This window comes from Mycoplana sp. MJR14 (assembly GCF_029210525.1).
Lineage (GTDB): Bacteria > Pseudomonadota > Alphaproteobacteria > Rhizobiales > Rhizobiaceae > Mycoplana.
This window is the reverse complement of sequence record NZ_JARGEO010000003.1, coordinates 398,551-414,656: the sequence shown is the minus strand read 5'-3', so window position 1 is coordinate 414,656 and position 16,106 is coordinate 398,551. Positions and strand designations below refer to the sequence as shown.

General features: G+C 63.9%; 16 protein-coding genes and 4 pseudogenes. 15 read left to right on the top strand and 5 right to left on the bottom strand.

Features of this window, described 5'->3' with window-relative positions; genetic code table 11:
* Positions 1-152: 152 nt before the first annotated feature.
* The 5 genes and pseudogenes from P0086_RS09910 (at position 153) to P0086_RS09890 (ending at position 3,780) form a co-directional block, all read left to right on the top strand.
* Complete coding sequence (locus P0086_RS09910) at positions 153-767, top strand: VIT family protein (RefSeq protein WP_246802822.1); 615 nt, start codon at positions 153-155, stop codon at positions 765-767.
* A gap of 62 nt (positions 768-829) precedes the next feature.
* A pseudogene (locus P0086_RS09905) lies at positions 830-2,746 on the top strand (cation-translocating P-type ATPase).
* A 67-nt stretch (positions 2,747-2,813) separates the two neighbouring features.
* Positions 2,814-3,017 (top strand): annotated as a pseudogene (locus P0086_RS09900) (MBL fold metallo-hydrolase); the annotation flags it as partial.
* Between the two features lie 86 nt (positions 3,018-3,103).
* Positions 3,104-3,505: a hypothetical protein gene (locus P0086_RS09895; RefSeq protein WP_060581922.1), complete on the top strand. Its 402-nt coding sequence runs from the start codon at positions 3,104-3,106 to the stop codon at positions 3,503-3,505.
* A gap of 35 nt (positions 3,506-3,540) precedes the next feature.
* Positions 3,541-3,780 carry a DUF465 domain-containing protein gene (locus P0086_RS09890; RefSeq protein ID WP_023513018.1) on the top strand — a complete coding sequence of 80 codons (240 nt, stop codon included), beginning with the start codon at positions 3,541-3,543 and terminating at the stop codon, positions 3,778-3,780.
* A 109-nt stretch (positions 3,781-3,889) separates the two neighbouring features.
* Here P0086_RS09890 and P0086_RS09885 read toward each other — a convergent pair whose 3' ends face one another.
* The 5 genes and pseudogenes from P0086_RS09885 to P0086_RS09865 all read right to left on the bottom strand — a co-directional run bounded on the left by P0086_RS09885 (position 3,890) and on the right by P0086_RS09865 (position 8,145).
* Positions 3,890-4,066 (bottom strand): PduL/EutD family phosphate acyltransferase, encoded by a 177-nt coding sequence (locus P0086_RS09885; protein ID WP_246812644.1) that lies wholly within the window; start codon positions 4,064-4,066, stop codon positions 3,890-3,892.
* Between the two features lie 38 nt (positions 4,067-4,104).
* Positions 4,105-4,529, bottom strand: a pseudogene (locus P0086_RS09880) (PduL/EutD family phosphate acyltransferase); the annotation flags it as partial.
* Between the two features lie 321 nt (positions 4,530-4,850).
* Entirely contained in the window at positions 4,851-6,116 is a 1,266-nt protein-coding gene (locus tag P0086_RS09875; RefSeq protein WP_275785018.1) for an MgtC/SapB family protein, read from the bottom strand.
* A gap of 44 nt (positions 6,117-6,160) precedes the next feature.
* Entirely contained in the window at positions 6,161-7,489 is a 1,329-nt protein-coding gene (locus P0086_RS09870) for an ATP-binding protein (protein ID WP_060581925.1), read from the bottom strand.
* Complete coding sequence (locus P0086_RS09865; protein WP_060581926.1) at positions 7,486-8,145, bottom strand: response regulator transcription factor; 660 nt, start codon at positions 8,143-8,145, stop codon at positions 7,486-7,488. The genes P0086_RS09870 and P0086_RS09865 overlap by 4 nt, the downstream gene beginning before the upstream one ends.
* Before the next feature lie 146 nt (positions 8,146-8,291).
* On the opposite strand from P0086_RS09865, the gene P0086_RS09860 reads away from it, so the two are divergent.
* The 10 genes and pseudogenes from P0086_RS09860 to P0086_RS09815 all read left to right on the top strand — a co-directional run bounded on the left by P0086_RS09860 (position 8,292) and on the right by P0086_RS09815 (position 15,953).
* On the top strand, positions 8,292-8,687 hold the full coding sequence (locus P0086_RS09860; RefSeq protein ID WP_112597211.1) for a PepSY domain-containing protein: 396 nt from the start codon (positions 8,292-8,294) through the stop codon (positions 8,685-8,687).
* Positions 8,688-8,741: 54 nt separating this feature from the next.
* On the top strand, positions 8,742-9,257 hold the full coding sequence (locus P0086_RS09855; RefSeq protein WP_060581928.1) for a cytochrome b: 516 nt from the start codon (positions 8,742-8,744) through the stop codon (positions 9,255-9,257).
* A 263-nt stretch (positions 9,258-9,520) separates the two neighbouring features.
* A complete protein-coding gene (locus P0086_RS09850) occupies positions 9,521-9,988 on the top strand; it encodes a DUF2271 domain-containing protein (protein WP_060581929.1) in 468 nt (155 codons plus the stop codon).
* Positions 9,989-10,000: 12 nt separating this feature from the next.
* Positions 10,001-12,208: a PepSY domain-containing protein gene (locus P0086_RS09845; RefSeq protein WP_060581930.1), complete on the top strand. Its 2,208-nt coding sequence runs from the start codon at positions 10,001-10,003 to the stop codon at positions 12,206-12,208.
* Positions 12,189-13,136, top strand: a complete 948-nt coding sequence (locus P0086_RS09840) for an FAD:protein FMN transferase (RefSeq protein ID WP_060581931.1) — start codon at positions 12,189-12,191, stop codon at positions 13,134-13,136. Before P0086_RS09845 ends, P0086_RS09840 begins: the two co-directional genes overlap by 20 nt.
* A gap of 230 nt (positions 13,137-13,366) precedes the next feature.
* Positions 13,367-13,507, top strand: a complete 141-nt coding sequence (locus P0086_RS09835; RefSeq protein WP_246802821.1) for a hypothetical protein — start codon at positions 13,367-13,369, stop codon at positions 13,505-13,507.
* A gap of 403 nt (positions 13,508-13,910) precedes the next feature.
* Positions 13,911-14,201 (top strand): type II toxin-antitoxin system prevent-host-death family antitoxin, encoded by a 291-nt coding sequence (locus P0086_RS09830; RefSeq protein WP_112597208.1) that lies wholly within the window; start codon positions 13,911-13,913, stop codon positions 14,199-14,201.
* Positions 14,198-14,575, top strand: coding sequence for a type II toxin-antitoxin system VapC family toxin (locus tag P0086_RS09825; RefSeq protein ID WP_112597206.1), 378 nt, complete (start codon positions 14,198-14,200; stop codon positions 14,573-14,575). Before P0086_RS09830 ends, P0086_RS09825 begins: the two co-directional genes overlap by 4 nt.
* Before the next feature lie 8 nt (positions 14,576-14,583).
* A pseudogene (locus tag P0086_RS09820) lies at positions 14,584-14,763 on the top strand (hypothetical protein); the annotation flags it as partial.
* A 32-nt stretch (positions 14,764-14,795) separates the two neighbouring features.
* On the top strand, positions 14,796-15,953 hold the full coding sequence (locus P0086_RS09815) for a site-specific integrase (RefSeq protein ID WP_275785010.1): 1,158 nt from the start codon (positions 14,796-14,798) through the stop codon (positions 15,951-15,953).
* The last annotated feature ends 153 nt before the right edge of the window (positions 15,954-16,106 follow it).

Here is a 16,106-nt window from a genome sequence, read left to right as displayed (position 1 = left end):
GAATATCTCGCTGCGTTTTCCATCACGGAATGAGGTTGCGTCGATGCAGCATCATCCCGCTGCACAGACATCACTGCCCGGAGCACCAATGATGCGCGCCCTTCACAAGCATAGGCTGGCTTCGGGCGGCTGGACTGGGCGCCAATGACGGGTTGATCTCGACGTCGAGCCTGATCGTCGGTGTCGCGACGGCGACCAACGCCTCACATGAGATCCTTGTTGCCGGCGTGGCCGGTCTGGTGGCCGGGGCGATGTCGATGGCCGCGGGCGAATATGTGTCCGTCAGCTCGCAGGCCGATACCGAGGAGGCCGACATGGCGCGGGAGCGTCACGAACTGGGGACGCAGCCGGAGGCCGAACTGGCCGAGCTAGCCGCGATCTACGAGCAGCGCGGCGTGGCCCCGGATCTGGCCCGGCAGGTCGCCGAACAGATGATGGCGAAGGATGCCTTCGAAGCCCATGGGCGGGACGAACTCGGATTGGCGAGCCATGTGATGGCAAGACCGGTTCAAGCCGCGCTGACCTCGGCGGTCACGTTTGCGGCGGGCGCCGCTTTGCCGTTGATCGTCGCCCTGCTTGCGCCGGCCGGAACGGCTGCATGGACCGTATCCCTTGCTTGCCTCATCGGTCTTGCCATCCTCGGCGCAATCGGGGCACGGGCGGGCGGCGCCAGCATCTCGAAACCGACCATCCGGGTGGTGTTCTGGGGCGCCGTCGCGATGGCCTCGACCGCATTGATCGGCTCCCTGATCGGCCGGGCGGTGTGACGATGAAACGCGTGTCGTTCGATTTCCAGACCGTCATGTCGGCAATTGCGGTCCTCGGGATGATGCTGGCCGTCATCGGGACCTGGCCGGCGGCGGAAGGGCTTTCCATTCTAAGGTCGCCCGGTCTGGCGATGGTCTATTTAGCCGGCGGGCTTCCCGCCACCTGGAGCGCCCTGACGGCGTTGTGGCGCGATCATATCCTCGACATCGATCTGCTGATGGTCGTCGCGGCCGTGGCGGCGGCGATCGTCGGGGCGCCGTTCGAAGGCGCGGTGCTGCTGACGCTCTTCAGCGTGTCGACCACGCTCGAACATCAGGCTTTGGGACGCGCACGCCGGGCTGTTGAGGCGCTCATGGCGCTCCGGCCGGAGACGGCTTTCCGCAAAAGGGAGGATGGCACCGTCGTGGAGGTTCCCGCTGCGGAGCTTGCCGTCGGCGATGTGGTGGTGCTGCGTCCGGGCGGACGCGTGCCGACAGACGGTGTGATCCTGTATGGCCACGGCGGGATCGACGAGGCCAATATCACCGGTGAGTCGATGCCGGTCTCCAAGGAACCGGCGACCAGGTCTTCGAGGCGACCGTCAATCTTGACGGGGTCCTTGACGTGACCGTCACCAGGACGGTCGGCGACAGCACGATCGCGCGCATGATCCAGCTCGTCACCGAGGCGCAGGAAGCGAAGGCGCCATCCGAGCGCTTCAGCGCGTGGTTCGGCCAGCGTTATACCGTCGGTGTCCTGCTGGGCTCCGCTCTGGCCCTTGCGGTCTTCTATTGGCTTGGCCGCGACTGGGAGCAGCCCCTCTACAAGGCCGCGACCCTGCTGGTCGCCGCCAGTCCCTGCGCGATCGTGATATCGGTCCCGGCAGCGATCCTGTCGGCGCTCTCCGCCGCGGCGCGAGGCGGCGTGCTGTTCAAGGGGGGCGGTGCGCTTGAAACGCTCGCCGCTGTCGATACCTTCGCCTTTGACAAGACCGGGACCCTGACCAATGGACGTGCGGAGGTCACGCGCATTGTCGCCCTGGATGGTGAGGATCGCCGTTTCCTTTCGCTCTTTGCCGGGCTGGAAGCGCATTCCGAGCATCATATCGCTGCCGCCATCCGTCGTGAGGCTCTGGTTCATGGCGTTGAGCCGGCAGCGGTCGTGGACGTGACCTCCCATCCGAGCGCCGGTATCGTCGGCTACGATACCTTCGGCCCGATATGGGCCGGCAATGCCCACCTCGTCGGAGAGATGGGTGCCTCGGTGGATCATGTCGCGTTCCGGGAACTCGCCGACAGCGCTCAAACCGTGGTCTATCTCGGGCGCGGTGCGACCGTTCTGGGGGCGGTCAGTGTTGCGGACGAAGCAAGAGCCAGCTCAGCCCCGGCGCTGGCCGCGCTTCGCGCCGGTGGTATCAACCGCATCGTCATGATGACCGGCGACCGCAGGCCGGTGGCCTTGCGCATCGGTGCGGAACTTGGCCTTGCGCCCGACGAGTTCATGCCGAGATGCTGCCGCAGGACAAGGTGCTCCAGGTCGGCGACCTCGCGCGTGGTGGCAAGGTCGCTTTCGTTGGCGATGGCGTCAACGATGCCGCCGCATTGGCTCGTGCCGATGTCGGCATCGCGATGGGAGCGGCGGGGTCGGACGTCGCACTGCAGGCCGCCGACGTCGCCCTGTTGTCGGAAGACATGAAGAAGCTGGCCGATGCGCACCGGCTGGCACGGCGGACGGCGTCATCATCCGACAGAATCTCGTCGTCGCGATCGGCGCGATGCTGCTGCTCGTGACCGGCGGCCTGTTCTTCGACCTGCCGCTTCCGCTCGCGGTGATCGGACACGAAGGCGGTACCGTTCTGGTCGTGCTGAATGGTCTACGCCTCCTGTCGGACGGAATCCGCACCGGCGACGGGAACTTCCACCGTTCTCGTCAATCTGAGCTCCAGGATCGAGCAGGCAGCACGTCCGGATCGCGGGCGACCTCGCCCACCACACCATGATCGGCCCCAGTGCTGATAGGTCGGCAGCCAGACCTTCCCTGTCCTAAAAAACCGCAAAGGTACACAAATGCTGACTTTGACATGGCTCGGCGCGGCCGGAACCGTAACCGGGTCGAAACATCTCCTTACACACGACGGTCACCGCATCCTTATCGACGGACTGTTCGAGGGACCCAAGAACCTGCGCGAGCTGAACTGGGAGAAGCTTCCGGTTCATCCGGGGGCGATCGACGCGGTCATCCTGACGCATGCTCATCTCGACCATTCCGGATAGTCGCCGGCATCGGATAACACATGCCTCGTCTCACTTGCGCCAGATCAAGAAAGGTCCTTTGCCAATGGCGTATCAGGGGGAAAATGAAGGATCGGATTGTGGTCAAGGCAGAAGAACTACCCTCAAGTTTCCGCCACGTGCGGTTGGTTCTCACTCGCGGCAAAGATCATCCGGAGGGAGATCGGGCAGTAGGCTATGATCTTCTGGTTCCGCTCAACCACGAAGGGTTCCTTGATCCGCTCGAATGGAAGAAATCTCGCGACGCCTGTCGCGTCCGATATTTCCGGGACGGTAAGACGGCCCGCATCGGGCTGTTGCGGCGCAAGCCCGGCGGGCAGTGGTATTTCGATTACGAGCCGGGTGATCGGGACGACGAGATCGGTTTCCGCCTGGGCGAGGAATGCTTCCGACTTGGCGAATACATCTCGGTCGGGCGGGAAGGCGCGTTTGTCACCTATCAGGTCGCGCGCGTCGAAAAGCCCTGACGCCGGGGCGAAATTGCAGAAAAGGAGAAAGAACCTTGTCGAATACACCTCACACTCTTGGCGACGAATTCCCGGACCAGATGGACGCCATTCATGCCCTGAAGGCGAAAAGCCCCGAGTTTGCGCATGTTTTGACGGAATATGACGCGGTGAACGACAAGATTCATCGGTCCGAGACACGTCTCGACGCCATTTCTGAAGCAGCCGAGGCCGATCTGCGCCGCCAGCGGCTGATGCTAAAAGACAAGATCGTGGCATCGCTCCGCAACGCGTGACGGGACAGCGAGGCCGCGTTTTGCTGCCCCGCTTGCATTACCCGGTTTCGGGGAGATCAGTGACACCACTTTCCCCGAAACCATCGCCTACAGCCGACCAGACCGACCATCAAGGCCCGAGTGTGGCTGCATGCCCGGCCGCAATCTCCCCCTCACCGAAGGCGGCGATACCGGCAGCGTTTGCCTCGTCGGTTTCGATGTGCATTTCGGTGAATGCCTTCTCGCCGACGAGTGCCAGAACTTGCGTAAAGGTCAGTCCGCGGGCGCCGTGCACCGACGCGCACATCGATCAATTCCCGGTCCGCGAGGCCAAGCCTGGCCGCGTCCTGCGGGGTGGCATGGATGTGGCGCGCCGCCACGATCAGCCCGTCACTCAAGAGCTTGCCGGCCGGGCCGATCAATGTCACAGAAGGTGTACCGTCAAGCTGGCCGCTTTCGCGCAACGGCACGTCGATGCCGAGCACGAAGCTGTCGGTACGTGAGACCTCCACTTGCCGACGCTCCCACAACGGTCCGAGAATAGCAACCCGCTCCAGTCTTTCTTTCGGACCTTCCAGTGTTACCCGCTCTTGCGCTGCCCAATGCCCCGGTTGGCGGAGCGGCTTTGTCCGCCTCAAGGTAGTCCTTGCCGAACAAAGTTTCGACGGCTGCGGCCGAAAATGGACGTGACGACCGGAAACGGCCACCGGGATCGTTTCAGTGGCCGGCGCTTTACGGGCAAGCGCATGCGCCGTCTCGCGAGCGATCATCAATTGCTCTGCCGTTTCCGTCACGATGACACGAACACGCGAGCCGTAGGACTGAGTTTGCGGAGCGGCATGGTCGGATAGATCCGGCGCGTCATTGCGGTCGAAGTCGAGTTGCACCCCCATGAACGCAAGGCCGTCGCAGATGCGCCTTCGCATCGAGGCGATATCGAATACACCGAATTTGAGACTGGAGCTGCCGGCGTTCAAGACGAGAATTTTCATTCAGTTTCCCTGATCGTTGAAAAGTGTTCCGTGGTCTGCGGGGTGATGCGCCGAAGTGCGTTCAGGCCCTGGCAAAGTTGTTGGTTGCTGGGCCTCAGTTCACAGACGGCCAATATACAGAGACGCTGCCGTGCCGGTCGCAAGGCCGAGCACACTAAGGGCGCCGACGCGCCCGCCGATCCTTGAGCCTCCGACCCATGCCGCCATCACGGCTTTGACAAGTGTATTCATGGCCACGGCGATCAGGATCGCATCCGCCGCAAGACCGGGCTCGATCGAATGCGACGCCAGGCGGGCCATGGAGATCGAAATCGCATCCACATCGGCGATCCCCGAAGCGGCGGCTGTCACCAGGACGCCCGCATTCCCGAATGACTGCTGAAGCAGATGCGACACCACCATGACCATGGTGATGAGCGTCCCCATTTTCAGGGCGGGCGCCAATTCCAGGGGGTTGGTGATCGTAAGTTCCGGCTGTTCGGAGGAGCCGCGACTCTGCAACAGCAGGAGCCCGGCGCCGATGGCGAGCACGCCACCGCCGATGAGGAACGGCCATTTGAGGTGCGGAAGCAAGCTTTGGTTCAAGGCCGTCGCCACGACTGCGACGCGGATGATCATGGTCAAGCCGGAAAGAAGCACGCCGCAGGAAAGCAGCGTGCTGGACTCGGGGTGTCGGCGGGCAAGCCTTGCCAGCGTCAAGGTCGTCGCTGTCGAAGAGGCGAGCCCGCCCGCAATCGCCGTCATCAGGACCCCAAGCCGGTCCCCGATAACGCGGACAGCGACGTAGCCGGCGAAGGAGACTGCGGCAATCAGGATGGTCAGCAACCAGATCTCATATGGATTCACGGTGCCCCAGGGATCGACCGGCCTGTTCGGCAGGATCGGCAGCATGAGAAAGGTCATTGCCAGAAGCGTCAGGCCCGACCGGATCTCATTCCAGCTCAGCGATGCGACCCAACGATGCAACGGCTCGCGCAGGGCAAGCAGCACAGCCGTGGCAACAGCCCCCGCGATGCCGGCTGCAAGGTCGCCGACGACGGCAAGCGTTCCCAGCAGGAACGTGGCTATGCCGGCGACGACGGATGTCGCGCTGTAATTTCGTTCGGCCCGCGCTTCGAGCCAGTGATAGGAGGTGAATGCCGCGGTGAATCCCAGGAAGACAAGACCGATCACGAGGCCTGAGTCGAACTGCCGGGCCAGGGCGCCGGTAATGCCGCCGGTGAGACCGGTCAGCGCGAACGTTCGTAGACCTGCCGCTCGCTGATGGTCTTCCTCGTTGCGGGTACGCCATCCATGCTCCAGGCCGATCAGCAGACCGATCGAAAGCGATATCGCAAGGCGGCTGAGCAGGGCGTCAGTGTCCATAGTCTCCCGAGTTGCCTTTCAGCATCTGGCGTCGATGTCGATGATCATTTGTCTATGAAGAACCTTGCCTCAAACCCGTCAATTCTGCCGCTCGCGGGGGATTGGAGTTCTATCCGCCCATTTGTTCCGGCAGCGATGGTCCGGGCGATGGCGAGCCCGAGGCCGGCCCCTCGCACCAGAGCCTGACCGCGCTCGAAGGGCTCGCTCAGCCGCGCAAGCACTGCGGAAGGCACGACCGGGCCGGCGTTCGTGACGCGCAGACAGCCGTCTGCCGACAAGGTGACGGCGACTGGCTCGTCCCGCACGCCATGCTTGAGGGCGTTTTCGATCAGGTTCCGGGCCAGGATGGCGAAGGCGTCGGCGTCGATGCTTGCGAACACCGGCGCGTCTGGCAGTGCCAAGTCGATGCGCCCTGCCGTCTCGGCCTGCCCGTCGAATTCGCTCACAACCATCCGCAGGATGGCGCCGATCGCGACCGGCGCCTCGGCGAGAAGGCGTCCGCCCTCGGCTCTCGCCAGTTGCATGAGTTTCTCGGTGAGGCGGGAAAGGCGCCGCAAGGCGATCTGCATATCCTCGGCGCGCTCACGCGTGGCGTCGTCCGGCGCTTGCGCGATCATGCGCTGCGCCTGCGCCAGTGCCGCAGCCACCGGTGTCCGCAGTTCATGGGCCGATTTGGCCGCGAGACTGCGCTCGGCCTGCAAGGTACGCGTCAATCGGTCCAGGAGGTGGTTGACCGCTTTGGCGACGGGGCCGATCTCCGAAGGCAGGTCCTCCGCGTCGATGGGTGTCAGATCACCGCTGCCGCGCGCTTCGATCTGCGAGCGGAAGGTCCGAACCGGGGTCATGGACAGCCGGACAATGACCCAGATGCCTATCAAGCCGAGCGGGACAATGACGGCGAGCGGCAGGCTCAGCCCGAGCAACAATCGTCCGGCGGTCGTCCGGCGATGCGACAGGGGCTCAGCGATGGTGATGGTCAGGTTCTGCTGGAGGGTCGCGTCGGAGTAGAGGCGGTGCGTCGGCGTCGTGGCAAAGCCCATCCCGGAAAACGGCGGGAATGCAGCGAGGTCGGCGCTGTGCGATCGCAGCAGAACCTTGCCCGCCGCATCGCGCACGACGTAGGTGAAATACTCGTCGTGCTGTCGGAGCGTGGCAACGCGCTGTTCGGTGTCGTCGGTATCGCGGCCGATGATCTCGATCGCCGCAAGCGGCAGGATGCGTTGCGCCGTCTCTTCGAGGGCGCTGTCGAACACCTTGTCCATTTCATGGCGCAGCATCTGCGCGGTCACGACCGCGGCAAGTGCCCACAACACCGTCAGCCCCAGCCCCAGCCATAGCGACAGCCGCCATTGCAGGCTTCTGGGCCGCATCATCTTGCCGTTCCAAGACGATACCCGATGCCCCGCACCGTATCGATCGCGCCGTGGCCGAGCTTCTTTCGCAGTCTGCTGACGTGAACCTCGATCGTATTGCTCTCGACCTCTGCGCCGAACGCATAGAGCCGGTCTTCGAGCTGCGCCTTGGTCATCGCGATGCCGGGCCGCTGCAGAAATGCTTCGAACAGCGCCCATTCGCGACCGGTAAGCTCGACAGGGCGCGCGCCGTGCATCACGGTCCGGGCGGCGAGATCGACGCGCAGATCGCCGATCTCGATGAGAGGATTCGGGTTGCCGCTGTATCGCCGCGCCACGGCATTCAGCCGCGAAGAGAGTTCCGACAGATCGAACGGCTTGATCATGTAGTCATCGGCGCCGGCATCGAGGCCCGCGATGCGGTCGGAGATCTGGTCGAGCGCCGTCAGGATGATGACCGGCGTCACGCTGCCCTCGGCTCGAAGCTTTTTGAGAAAGACGATGCCCAATCCGTCCGGGAGCATCAGGTCGAGCAGGATGAGATCGTATGCCGCGCTTTGGAGATGTTCGCGCGCCGCATCGAGCCGTGTCACCCAGTCCACCGAGTGGAGGGTCGCGACCTGCTCGCGCACGGCCTTTCCGAGGATTGCATCATCTTCGATCAGTAGAACTCTCATCCCAAGGTCACCCCGACTCGCCATCCTCCTACCTAGCGTCCGATGCTGTCGGTTTGTTGAAGACCGGCCCAACGCCGCTTCAGGCGTTCGTCAGGAAAGCGTGCCATGGTTCCCCCGAAAGCGCGTTGATCAGGAACAATGAAACGATGAAACATTTGCTGGCCGCGATTCTCGTTCTGGCGTTCTCCGGTCCCGGTATCGCTAAGGCTGACGACGACGATTGCCATGTCTCGATGGATCGATGGAAGCCGCGGGAAGCGGTCGAGACAATGGCCGCCGGTCAAGGCTGGGCCGTTGCCAGGATCAAGATCGACGACGGCTGTTACGAAATCCGGGGAACAGACCGGAACGGCCTGGCTTTCAAGGCCAAGGTCGATCCGGAAACCCTCGAAATCGTCAAGTTCCGGCACAGGGATCGCGATGACGACCGTCACGGATCGAGGCGTCAGCGGCCGCCAGCCTCGGAGAACGACGCCGTAGGTGGGACATCCTCCAACACCCTGCTCGGGGCGACCGTGCGGCCCAAAACCACCATCAAGTAGCAGTCCCATCTCGCTGTCGCTCAAGCACTGCGACCGTCGCAAGGAGATTCCGCCATGCCTCATGATCCGGCCCGTTATTCCAGAAGCATGATCGTCATCCACTGGCTGACGGCCCTGCTGATCCTCGGGGCCTGGCTGACCTCGACGGGAGGCCGTCATATGGCCGAAAACCCGCCCTTGCTGCATTTCTCGTTCGGGTTGGCCGTGCTCGTCCTGGTGCTTCCGCGCTTGATCCTGCGCCTTGTGGGCGGAAACCCGGACGCGCCCCAGTCCAATGGCCGTCTCGCCCTTGCCGCCAAAGCCGGACATGCGCTGCTGTATCTCTTCCTGATTGCCCTGCCGTTGAGCGGTTGGTGCGCTGCCTCGCGCCTCGGTGTTCCCGTTTCCTTCTTCGGCTTCCAGCTTCCGGCGATCACCGAGCGGGTGCAGGGCGCACCGGGCCTGATCGCGGACATTCATGAGAATGCCGGCACGATCATCCTCTACCTCGCCGGACTGCATGCCGCGATGGCGGTCTGGCACCAGTACGTCCTGCGCGACGGGACGCTGCAGCGGATGTCCCCACGCTGACGCAGTGGCAGAAACACGCGCCCGAACGGAGCGTGGCTGGCTGCCGTCTTGTTCAGTCCCCGGAGCTTTCGCGGCTGGCCTGCCGACAGGCCGGCCGCTCCTGCATCTGCGGACCTGACCGTTTCCGATGCTTCCTGACGAAGTGCTGACGGAAAATCCCGATGACCGTCAGGCAGCCCTCAGGCGTCTTCGCCACAGTGACGAGGACGGGTCGGCGCTCTGTGACGACCCGGACACCGTTTCCTCGCAAAAGGCAAGCCGACATGAAATCGCTTCTCTCAGTTCTCGCCATGACAACCGCCCTCACGCTGCCCGGCCTCGCCATGGCCCGGCCGGTGACATTGACCACAACGCTGACCAACTATGGCGGCGACGGCGCGTATCTCGCGCTCTATGTCACCGATCCCCAGGGCAAATATGCCGGCACGCTCTGGGTCGCTGGCGGAAAGTCCAAATATTACGAGCATCTTTCGGGTTGGTATCGCGCCACTGGCGGCCGCGCCGGTATCGACGGCATTACCGGGGCCAGCGTCGGTGCGGGGCGCACCCTGGAGATCTCGCTCGACCTTGCCGATGCGCTTTTCGACGCAGGTTACACGCTGCATGTCGACGCAGCCGTGGAGGACATGCGTGACAGCCCCAACGAGGTCGCCGTTCCCCTGACGGTTGCGAGCGCGAAGACGCCCGTTCGCGGTCGACGCTACGTTTCGACCGTTGCCTACTCCTTCTAGGCGGTGAAGGACATGATTCGTGTCATCCATCGCTGGCCAGGCCTTCTGGCCGCTCTTTTTCTGCTGGTCTTGAGCCTTAGCGGTGCAGCACTCTCGCTGTTTCCCGCCGCCGAACGGTTGTCCGCCCCGCAAGCCGAGGCAGGGCTTTCCGTCGCGACGCTGGCCGGGCGCATCCTCACCGTCCACCCTCAGATAGAACAGATACGTCGCGCGCCCTCCGGCAAGATCACCGCCTACTGGTTCGAGGATGGGGTGCCTCAGGCCGCCCTCATCGATCCCGCAACAGGGCTGGGTGTCGCCTCCAGCGATCCGAATGCTGTCTTGCAGTGGCTTACCGGCCTGCACCGGTCGCTCTTTCTCGGTGACGGCGGGCGCATCGCAGGGGCAGTGGGCGCTGCCGCCATGCTGGTCCTGGCTGTGTCCGGCGCCATGCTCGTCGCACGCAGGGCCGGCGGCTGGCGGCGATGGTTCGCGCCGATGCGCGGGCCGCTCGCTGGACGATTGCATGTCGAGATCGCGCGCTTGACCGTCGCGGGCCTCGTCTTGTCCTCGGTCACCGCATTGTGGATGACGGCGTCGACATTCGATCTCCTGCCCGACACGGCCACATCTCCCGTCGCCCACATCGAGGCGAGCGGCCGGGCCGGCATGGCCGCATCGCACATGAATCTGCTGAAACGGACACCGGTCACCGAACTGCGCAGCCTGGCGTTTCCCGACCCGGCCGATGCGACGGATGTCTTCACGCTGAAGACCGATCGCGGCACGGGCTATCTGGATCAGGGCACCGGCGTGCTGCTGGCCTGGAGCGACCTGACCGGATGGCAGCGCCTCTCGGAGACCATCTATATGCTGCATACCGGTCGAGGCGCGGCCGCCTTGGGCCTCGTGCTCGGCATGATGGCGCTCGGCTTGCCGGCGATGGCGGGCACCGGCCTCATCCTGTGGCTGGCGGGTCGGCGCGGGCGCCCCCGAATTCACGGCAATGTAACGGCTGGACGTGCAGAAACGATGCTGCTTGTCGGCAGCGAGAGCGGAAACACATGGAGCTTCGCTGCGACGCTGCACGCCGCACTGACGAAGCTCGGGCAGGCGGTTCACACCGCGCCGATGTCGTCTTTCGATCCTGAGCGTTACCGGCATGCCCGGCGCATTCTCATCCTTGCGGCAACCTATGGCGATGGCGATGCGCCCACTTCGGCGCGGGGGTTCCTCGATCGCCTGCAAGCCCTGCCGGCAGAGCCAGCCATTCCAGTGGCCGTGCTCGGCTTCGGTGACCGCAGCTTCCCGGCCTACTGCGCTTTTGCCCAGGTCGTCGCGAGGACCGCCGAGGCGCGAGGGTGGAGCACGCTGATCCCATATGACACCGTCGACCGGCAGTCACCGCAGGAATTTGCCCGTTGGGGACGATCGCTGGGTGAAGCGATGGGGATCGGGTTGGAGCTTGTCCATCGGCCAGCCTTGCCGGCGGCCTCCCCGTTGACCCTCGTTTCGCGACGCGAATACGGCGCAGAGGTGCAAGCTCCGACCGTGATCCTGCGGTTCGCGCTACCCAAAGTCCCGTTCTGGCATCGGTTGGCCGGGCGTGGCTTCGGTCGGTTTTCGGCAGGCGATCTTCTCGGCGTGCTGCCCGAGGGCTCGTCCGTTCCCCGGTTCTACTCGCTGGCTTCGGGACGGTGCGACGGCTTCATCGAGATCGTCGTGAAGAAGCATCCGGCGGGGCTTTGTTCCGGGCAGCTCTTCAATCTGGAGCCAGGATGTGCCGTTCGCGCATTCATCCGCAGCAATCCGGGCTTCCATGCCGGCAGGAGCAGGACACCGCTGATCCTGATCGGAGCTGGAACAGGGATAGGGCCGCTGGCGGGCTTCGTGCGTGCCAATGCGCGCCGCCGTCCGATCCACCTGTTCTTCGGAATGCGTCATCCTGCCAGCGATTTCCTCTACAAGGACGAACTGACGTGCTGGCGCCGCGAAGGGCGCCTTCACCGGCTCGTCGGGGCGTGCTCGCGCGGGCGGATGCCGCGCTATGTCCAGCACGCCCTCCTTGAGGAAGCCGCCCAGATGACGACCCTGATCCGTGGGGGCGCGAGAGTCATGGTCTGTGGTGGGCGCGATATGGCTGTCGGCGTTTCGGCGGCGCTTGCCGAGCTTCTAGCGCCAGCCGGATTGACGCCGGCACTGCTCAAGGCGGAGGGACGCTATGTCGAAGACGTCTACTGATCCGATGAGGCACACGCTTAACGGACCGACCATGGGAACGCGCTGGTCGGCGCTGTTCTACACCGCGGCAGGGTTCGATCCAGAGCCGGTTCGGCACGCTCTTCAAGCGGAAATGGACGAGGTGGACGAGCAGATGTCCACCTGGAAGCCCGACAGCGCTCTGATGAGGTTGAACGCTGACCCAGTCGGCGACTGGATCGAGGTCCCGGCTCGTCTGGCTGACGTGCTGCATCTTGCGCTCGAAATCGGCCGCGCGTCCGGCGGGGCCTTCGATATCGGCGTGGGCGATGCGGTTGGCGCCTGGGGTTTTGGCCCGCACGCGGCCGACCGGACCCTGATCCAGAAGGCACTCGCGACACCGCGCCAACCCACCCATGCCGCGCTCGAACTCGATCCTGTTCGCGCGACGGTGCGAAAGCGCGCGCCGATCACCATCGACCTCAACGGCATTGCCAAGGGATATGGCGTCGACCGGCTGGCCGCGATCCTCGCGCGCTTCGGCATAACTTCCGGCCTCGTGGGAATTGACGGCGAGATGAGGGCAATCGGTTTGCGTCCCGACGGTGAGCCTTGGAATATCGCCATTGAAAGTCCCGACACGGCCCGTCGAGCGCGGCATTCCATCCTCGCCTTGCAGGATGCTGCGGTCGCTACCTCTGGCGATTACCGGCATTGGACTGTCGTGAACGGTCGCCGTCTCTCACACACCATGGATCCGCGCCGCGGTGCGCCGCTGCTGTCGTCGCCCGCTTCGGTCACAGTCGTCGCACGAACCTGCGCTGAAGCCGACGCCTGGGCGACCGCGTTGATGGTTCTAGGTCCGACGTCCGGGATCGAGCTTGCCCAGCACCTTGGCCTCGACGTGCTGTTTCTTCTGCGCGACGCCTCTGGTCGAGTCCGGCCAATAGCGACAGGGCCACTTTTTTAGGCAGGCTGGGAGACCTGTCGGAGGGTTCCTGAGGTCTATCGGCAAAGATTGAAACAATCGCACAATTCGGACTGACGGGACCGGAAAATGGCCGTGCCTCCTGGTGGCGGGTGGACTTTGGCCAGCCATTCTTGTCCGGGAACGCCGCTCCACACCAATGCGTCGGAGAACGACCTGCGCAGCCTCGTCAAGCGCAAGATCTCCGGCGGCACGATGAGCGCGATGGTCGTGTGGCGCGCGACACCATGCTCGGGCTGATGAAAACCTGCCGCAAGCTCGGGCTGTCGTTCTGGCACTATCTCGGCGACCGCCTGCAACTCGACGGTCCGCCCATCCCGCCGCTGGCCACTCTGGTCGCGGCTAAGGCTTGAACACGGCTCTCCACTTTGCAAACAGCCCCGGCAAGGAGAACTACCTTGGGTCAGCGTCGATGCCACGGACATGTGTGCACAACGCCGCAAGACTGCTCCGATCTCGATGACCGAAAACCACCGTGCTTCCGCGACTCAACCCGTCTGTCCCCAAATCTGCCCCGGTTACCCTCCTTGGCGCGGCTCCTCGGCATCGTAGGCAGTCATTGACCATCTGTATTAACGTTTTAAATTCCGCCAACGGAAATTAATCAACAGAATGCTTCCGTCACGCAGACGTTAATTTTCGCGCCCAATCACTATCGATAGGTTTCAAGTATCGATAGAGATGTGTACAATGAACTTGTACGCATTCGGTCTCAATGATATTCTCCCTCAGCGCTCAAATCAGCCGGAGATCGCGATGCCGCAGACCCTGTACAAGATCAGCGAAGCCCGCAAGCATTTCGCCGAGGTACTCGAACGCGCCAACCACGGCGAAGAAATCATCATCATGCGCGGCAACGAAGTCTACGCCCGTATCGGCCCGGCCGACGGCGGCAAGCGCCCGTTCGGCCTCTTACGCCAGCGTAGCCTGCCTGACGACCTTTTTGACGACGTCGACGCTGAACAAGCCGCGATCGACGCCGGTGAGTGGAACGACGATGTCGGCATCTGGCAGGGCAAATCCAGCAACCGCGACACCTCCAAATGAAGGTTCTACTCGATAGCCACGCCGTCTACTGGTGGACGATCGGCAGCGACCGCCTCTCCCTGAGAGCGCGATCGCTGATCGAGGACAAGGCCAACATCATCCTCGTCAGCGCCGTCTCCTTCTACGAACTCGACAACAAGATGCGGCTGAAAAAGCTTGATCTGAAGCCACAGGAGTTGCGCGCCGCAGTCACAGCCAGCGGTTTGCAGACCCTAGCCATCACTGATCTGCATGCCGAGCTGGCCGCAAGCTTCGACTGGGACCACCGTGACCCGTGGGACCGACTTCTTGCCGCCCAGACGCGGCTGGAACATAGCACGTTTGTTTCGCTCGACGGCGCTTTCGATGCAGTGCTGCATGAGCGGGTTTGGTAGGCAAGCCGATGAAGATATTGGTCGAGGTCGAGGAAGCGGCAGAACGGCTGGAGGAGCTGATCGATTTGGCGTCCCAGCAGGTCGAAATCTATGTGTGCCGGGGCGAACGGCCCGTAGCTCAGCTCGCCTCCTTCTCGGGGGTGAACGATGATACCCCCTCAAGCGAATTCGCAGAGACACTAACTGATGCGGGGCTAACCGCCACAGGCGAGCTGCCGCGATGACTGTCGTGTCATCGCCATCCATTGCCGGCCGCGCCGAAGAACTCGACGCGCTCGACGCAATCCTGCCCTTCGATCGGCGCGATCAGCTCGCCGCCCTGCTGACCGACGACGACGTCGCCACCCTCAAGCATCTCGCCAGTGAGGGCATGGGCGACAACACGCTGCGAGCGCTGGCGTCCGACCTCGGTTATCTGAAGGCCTGGTGCCAGCTCGCTACGGGCAGCCTCCTCCCCTGGCCAGCGCCGGAGAGCCTGCTGTTGAAGTTCGTCGCCCATCATCTGTGGGACCCGGTCAAGCGCACGGAAGATCCGAGCCATGGCATGCCGTTCGAAGTGGAAGCTGGCTTGCGCTCGCAGCACCTCCTGCGCGCCCACGGGCCGCATGCCCCGGCGACGGTGCGGCGGCGGCTGACCTCCTGGTCAATCCTCACCCGCTGGCGCGGCCATGCCGGCGCCTTCACCGCCCCGTCTCTGAAAAGCGCCTTGCGGCTGGCCGTTCGCGCCACGGGGCGGACACGGCAACGAAAGAGCAAGAACGCGATCACCGCCGACGTGCTCGCTCAGTTGCTGTCCACTTGCAGCGTCGACCGCCTCGTCGACATCCGCGATCGCGCCATACTCCTGGCCGCCTTTGCCTCAGGCGGACGCCGACGCTCGGAGATCGCCAACCTTCGCGTCGGAGACTTGGTAGAGGAGGAGCCGGTCCGCGCCGTGCCCGACGATCCGGCCTCCCCTCCCCTGCCCTGCCTGGCGATCCGCCTCGGCCGCACCAAGACGACGGGTCCGGACGACGATGCCCGGTCGCTGATGATCGGCCGGCCGGTGGAAGCGCTGAAACGCTGGCTGCAGGAGGCGCGGATCGATAGTGGCCCGGTGTTCCGCCGCATCGACCAGTGGGGCAATGTTGACCGTCGCGCGCTTAGCCCGCAGTCGATCAACCTGATCCTAAAATCCCGCTGCACCAAGGCCGGGTTCGATCCGCAAAAGTTCTCTGCCCACGGACTGCGCTCGGGCTACCTGACCGAAGCAGCCAATCGCGGCATACCGTTGCCGGAGGCGATGCAGCAGTCCCAGCACAGGTCGGTGACGCAGGCGGCGGCCTACTACAATAATCCGGACCGCAAGCGCGGCAGGGCGGCACGGTTGATCGTCTGAAGAGGGACTGGTAGCGCGAGGGTCTGCCTGAGCGCACCGACTTTCGATGTGGCCAGCGTCTCAGTTATTTCGGAAACTGTGAGGCCAGCTACGGAGACGACAACCATCGAATCACGGGCCGACTTCGCCCAATAGGCGGCTGACGGGTCAGTG

Coding starts and splice junctions, on each gene's coding strand:
- P0086_RS09895 (WP_060581922.1), top strand. CDS start 3,104: ATGAAGGATCGGATTGTGGTCAAGGCAGAAGAACTACCCTCAAGTTTC.
- P0086_RS09885 (WP_246812644.1), bottom strand. CDS start 4,066: ATGTGCGCGTCGGTGCACGGCGCCCGCGGACTGACCTTTACGCAAGTT.
- P0086_RS09875 (WP_275785018.1), bottom strand. CDS start 6,116: ATGGACACTGACGCCCTGCTCAGCCGCCTTGCGATATCGCTTTCGATC.
- P0086_RS09870 (WP_060581925.1), bottom strand. CDS start 7,489: ATGATGCGGCCCAGAAGCCTGCAATGGCGGCTGTCGCTATGGCTGGGG.
- P0086_RS09865 (WP_060581926.1), bottom strand. CDS start 8,145: ATGAGAGTTCTACTGATCGAAGATGATGCAATCCTCGGAAAGGCCGTG.
- P0086_RS09860 (WP_112597211.1), top strand. CDS start 8,292: ATGAAACATTTGCTGGCCGCGATTCTCGTTCTGGCGTTCTCCGGTCCC.
- P0086_RS09855 (WP_060581928.1), top strand. CDS start 8,742: ATGCCTCATGATCCGGCCCGTTATTCCAGAAGCATGATCGTCATCCAC.
- P0086_RS09850 (WP_060581929.1), top strand. CDS start 9,521: ATGAAATCGCTTCTCTCAGTTCTCGCCATGACAACCGCCCTCACGCTG.
- P0086_RS09845 (WP_060581930.1), top strand. CDS start 10,001: ATGATTCGTGTCATCCATCGCTGGCCAGGCCTTCTGGCCGCTCTTTTT.
- P0086_RS09840 (WP_060581931.1), top strand. CDS start 12,189: ATGTCGAAGACGTCTACTGATCCGATGAGGCACACGCTTAACGGACCG.
- P0086_RS09830 (WP_112597208.1), top strand. CDS start 13,911: ATGCCGCAGACCCTGTACAAGATCAGCGAAGCCCGCAAGCATTTCGCC.
- P0086_RS09825 (WP_112597206.1), top strand. CDS start 14,198: ATGAAGGTTCTACTCGATAGCCACGCCGTCTACTGGTGGACGATCGGC.
- P0086_RS09815 (WP_275785010.1), top strand. CDS start 14,796: ATGACTGTCGTGTCATCGCCATCCATTGCCGGCCGCGCCGAAGAACTC.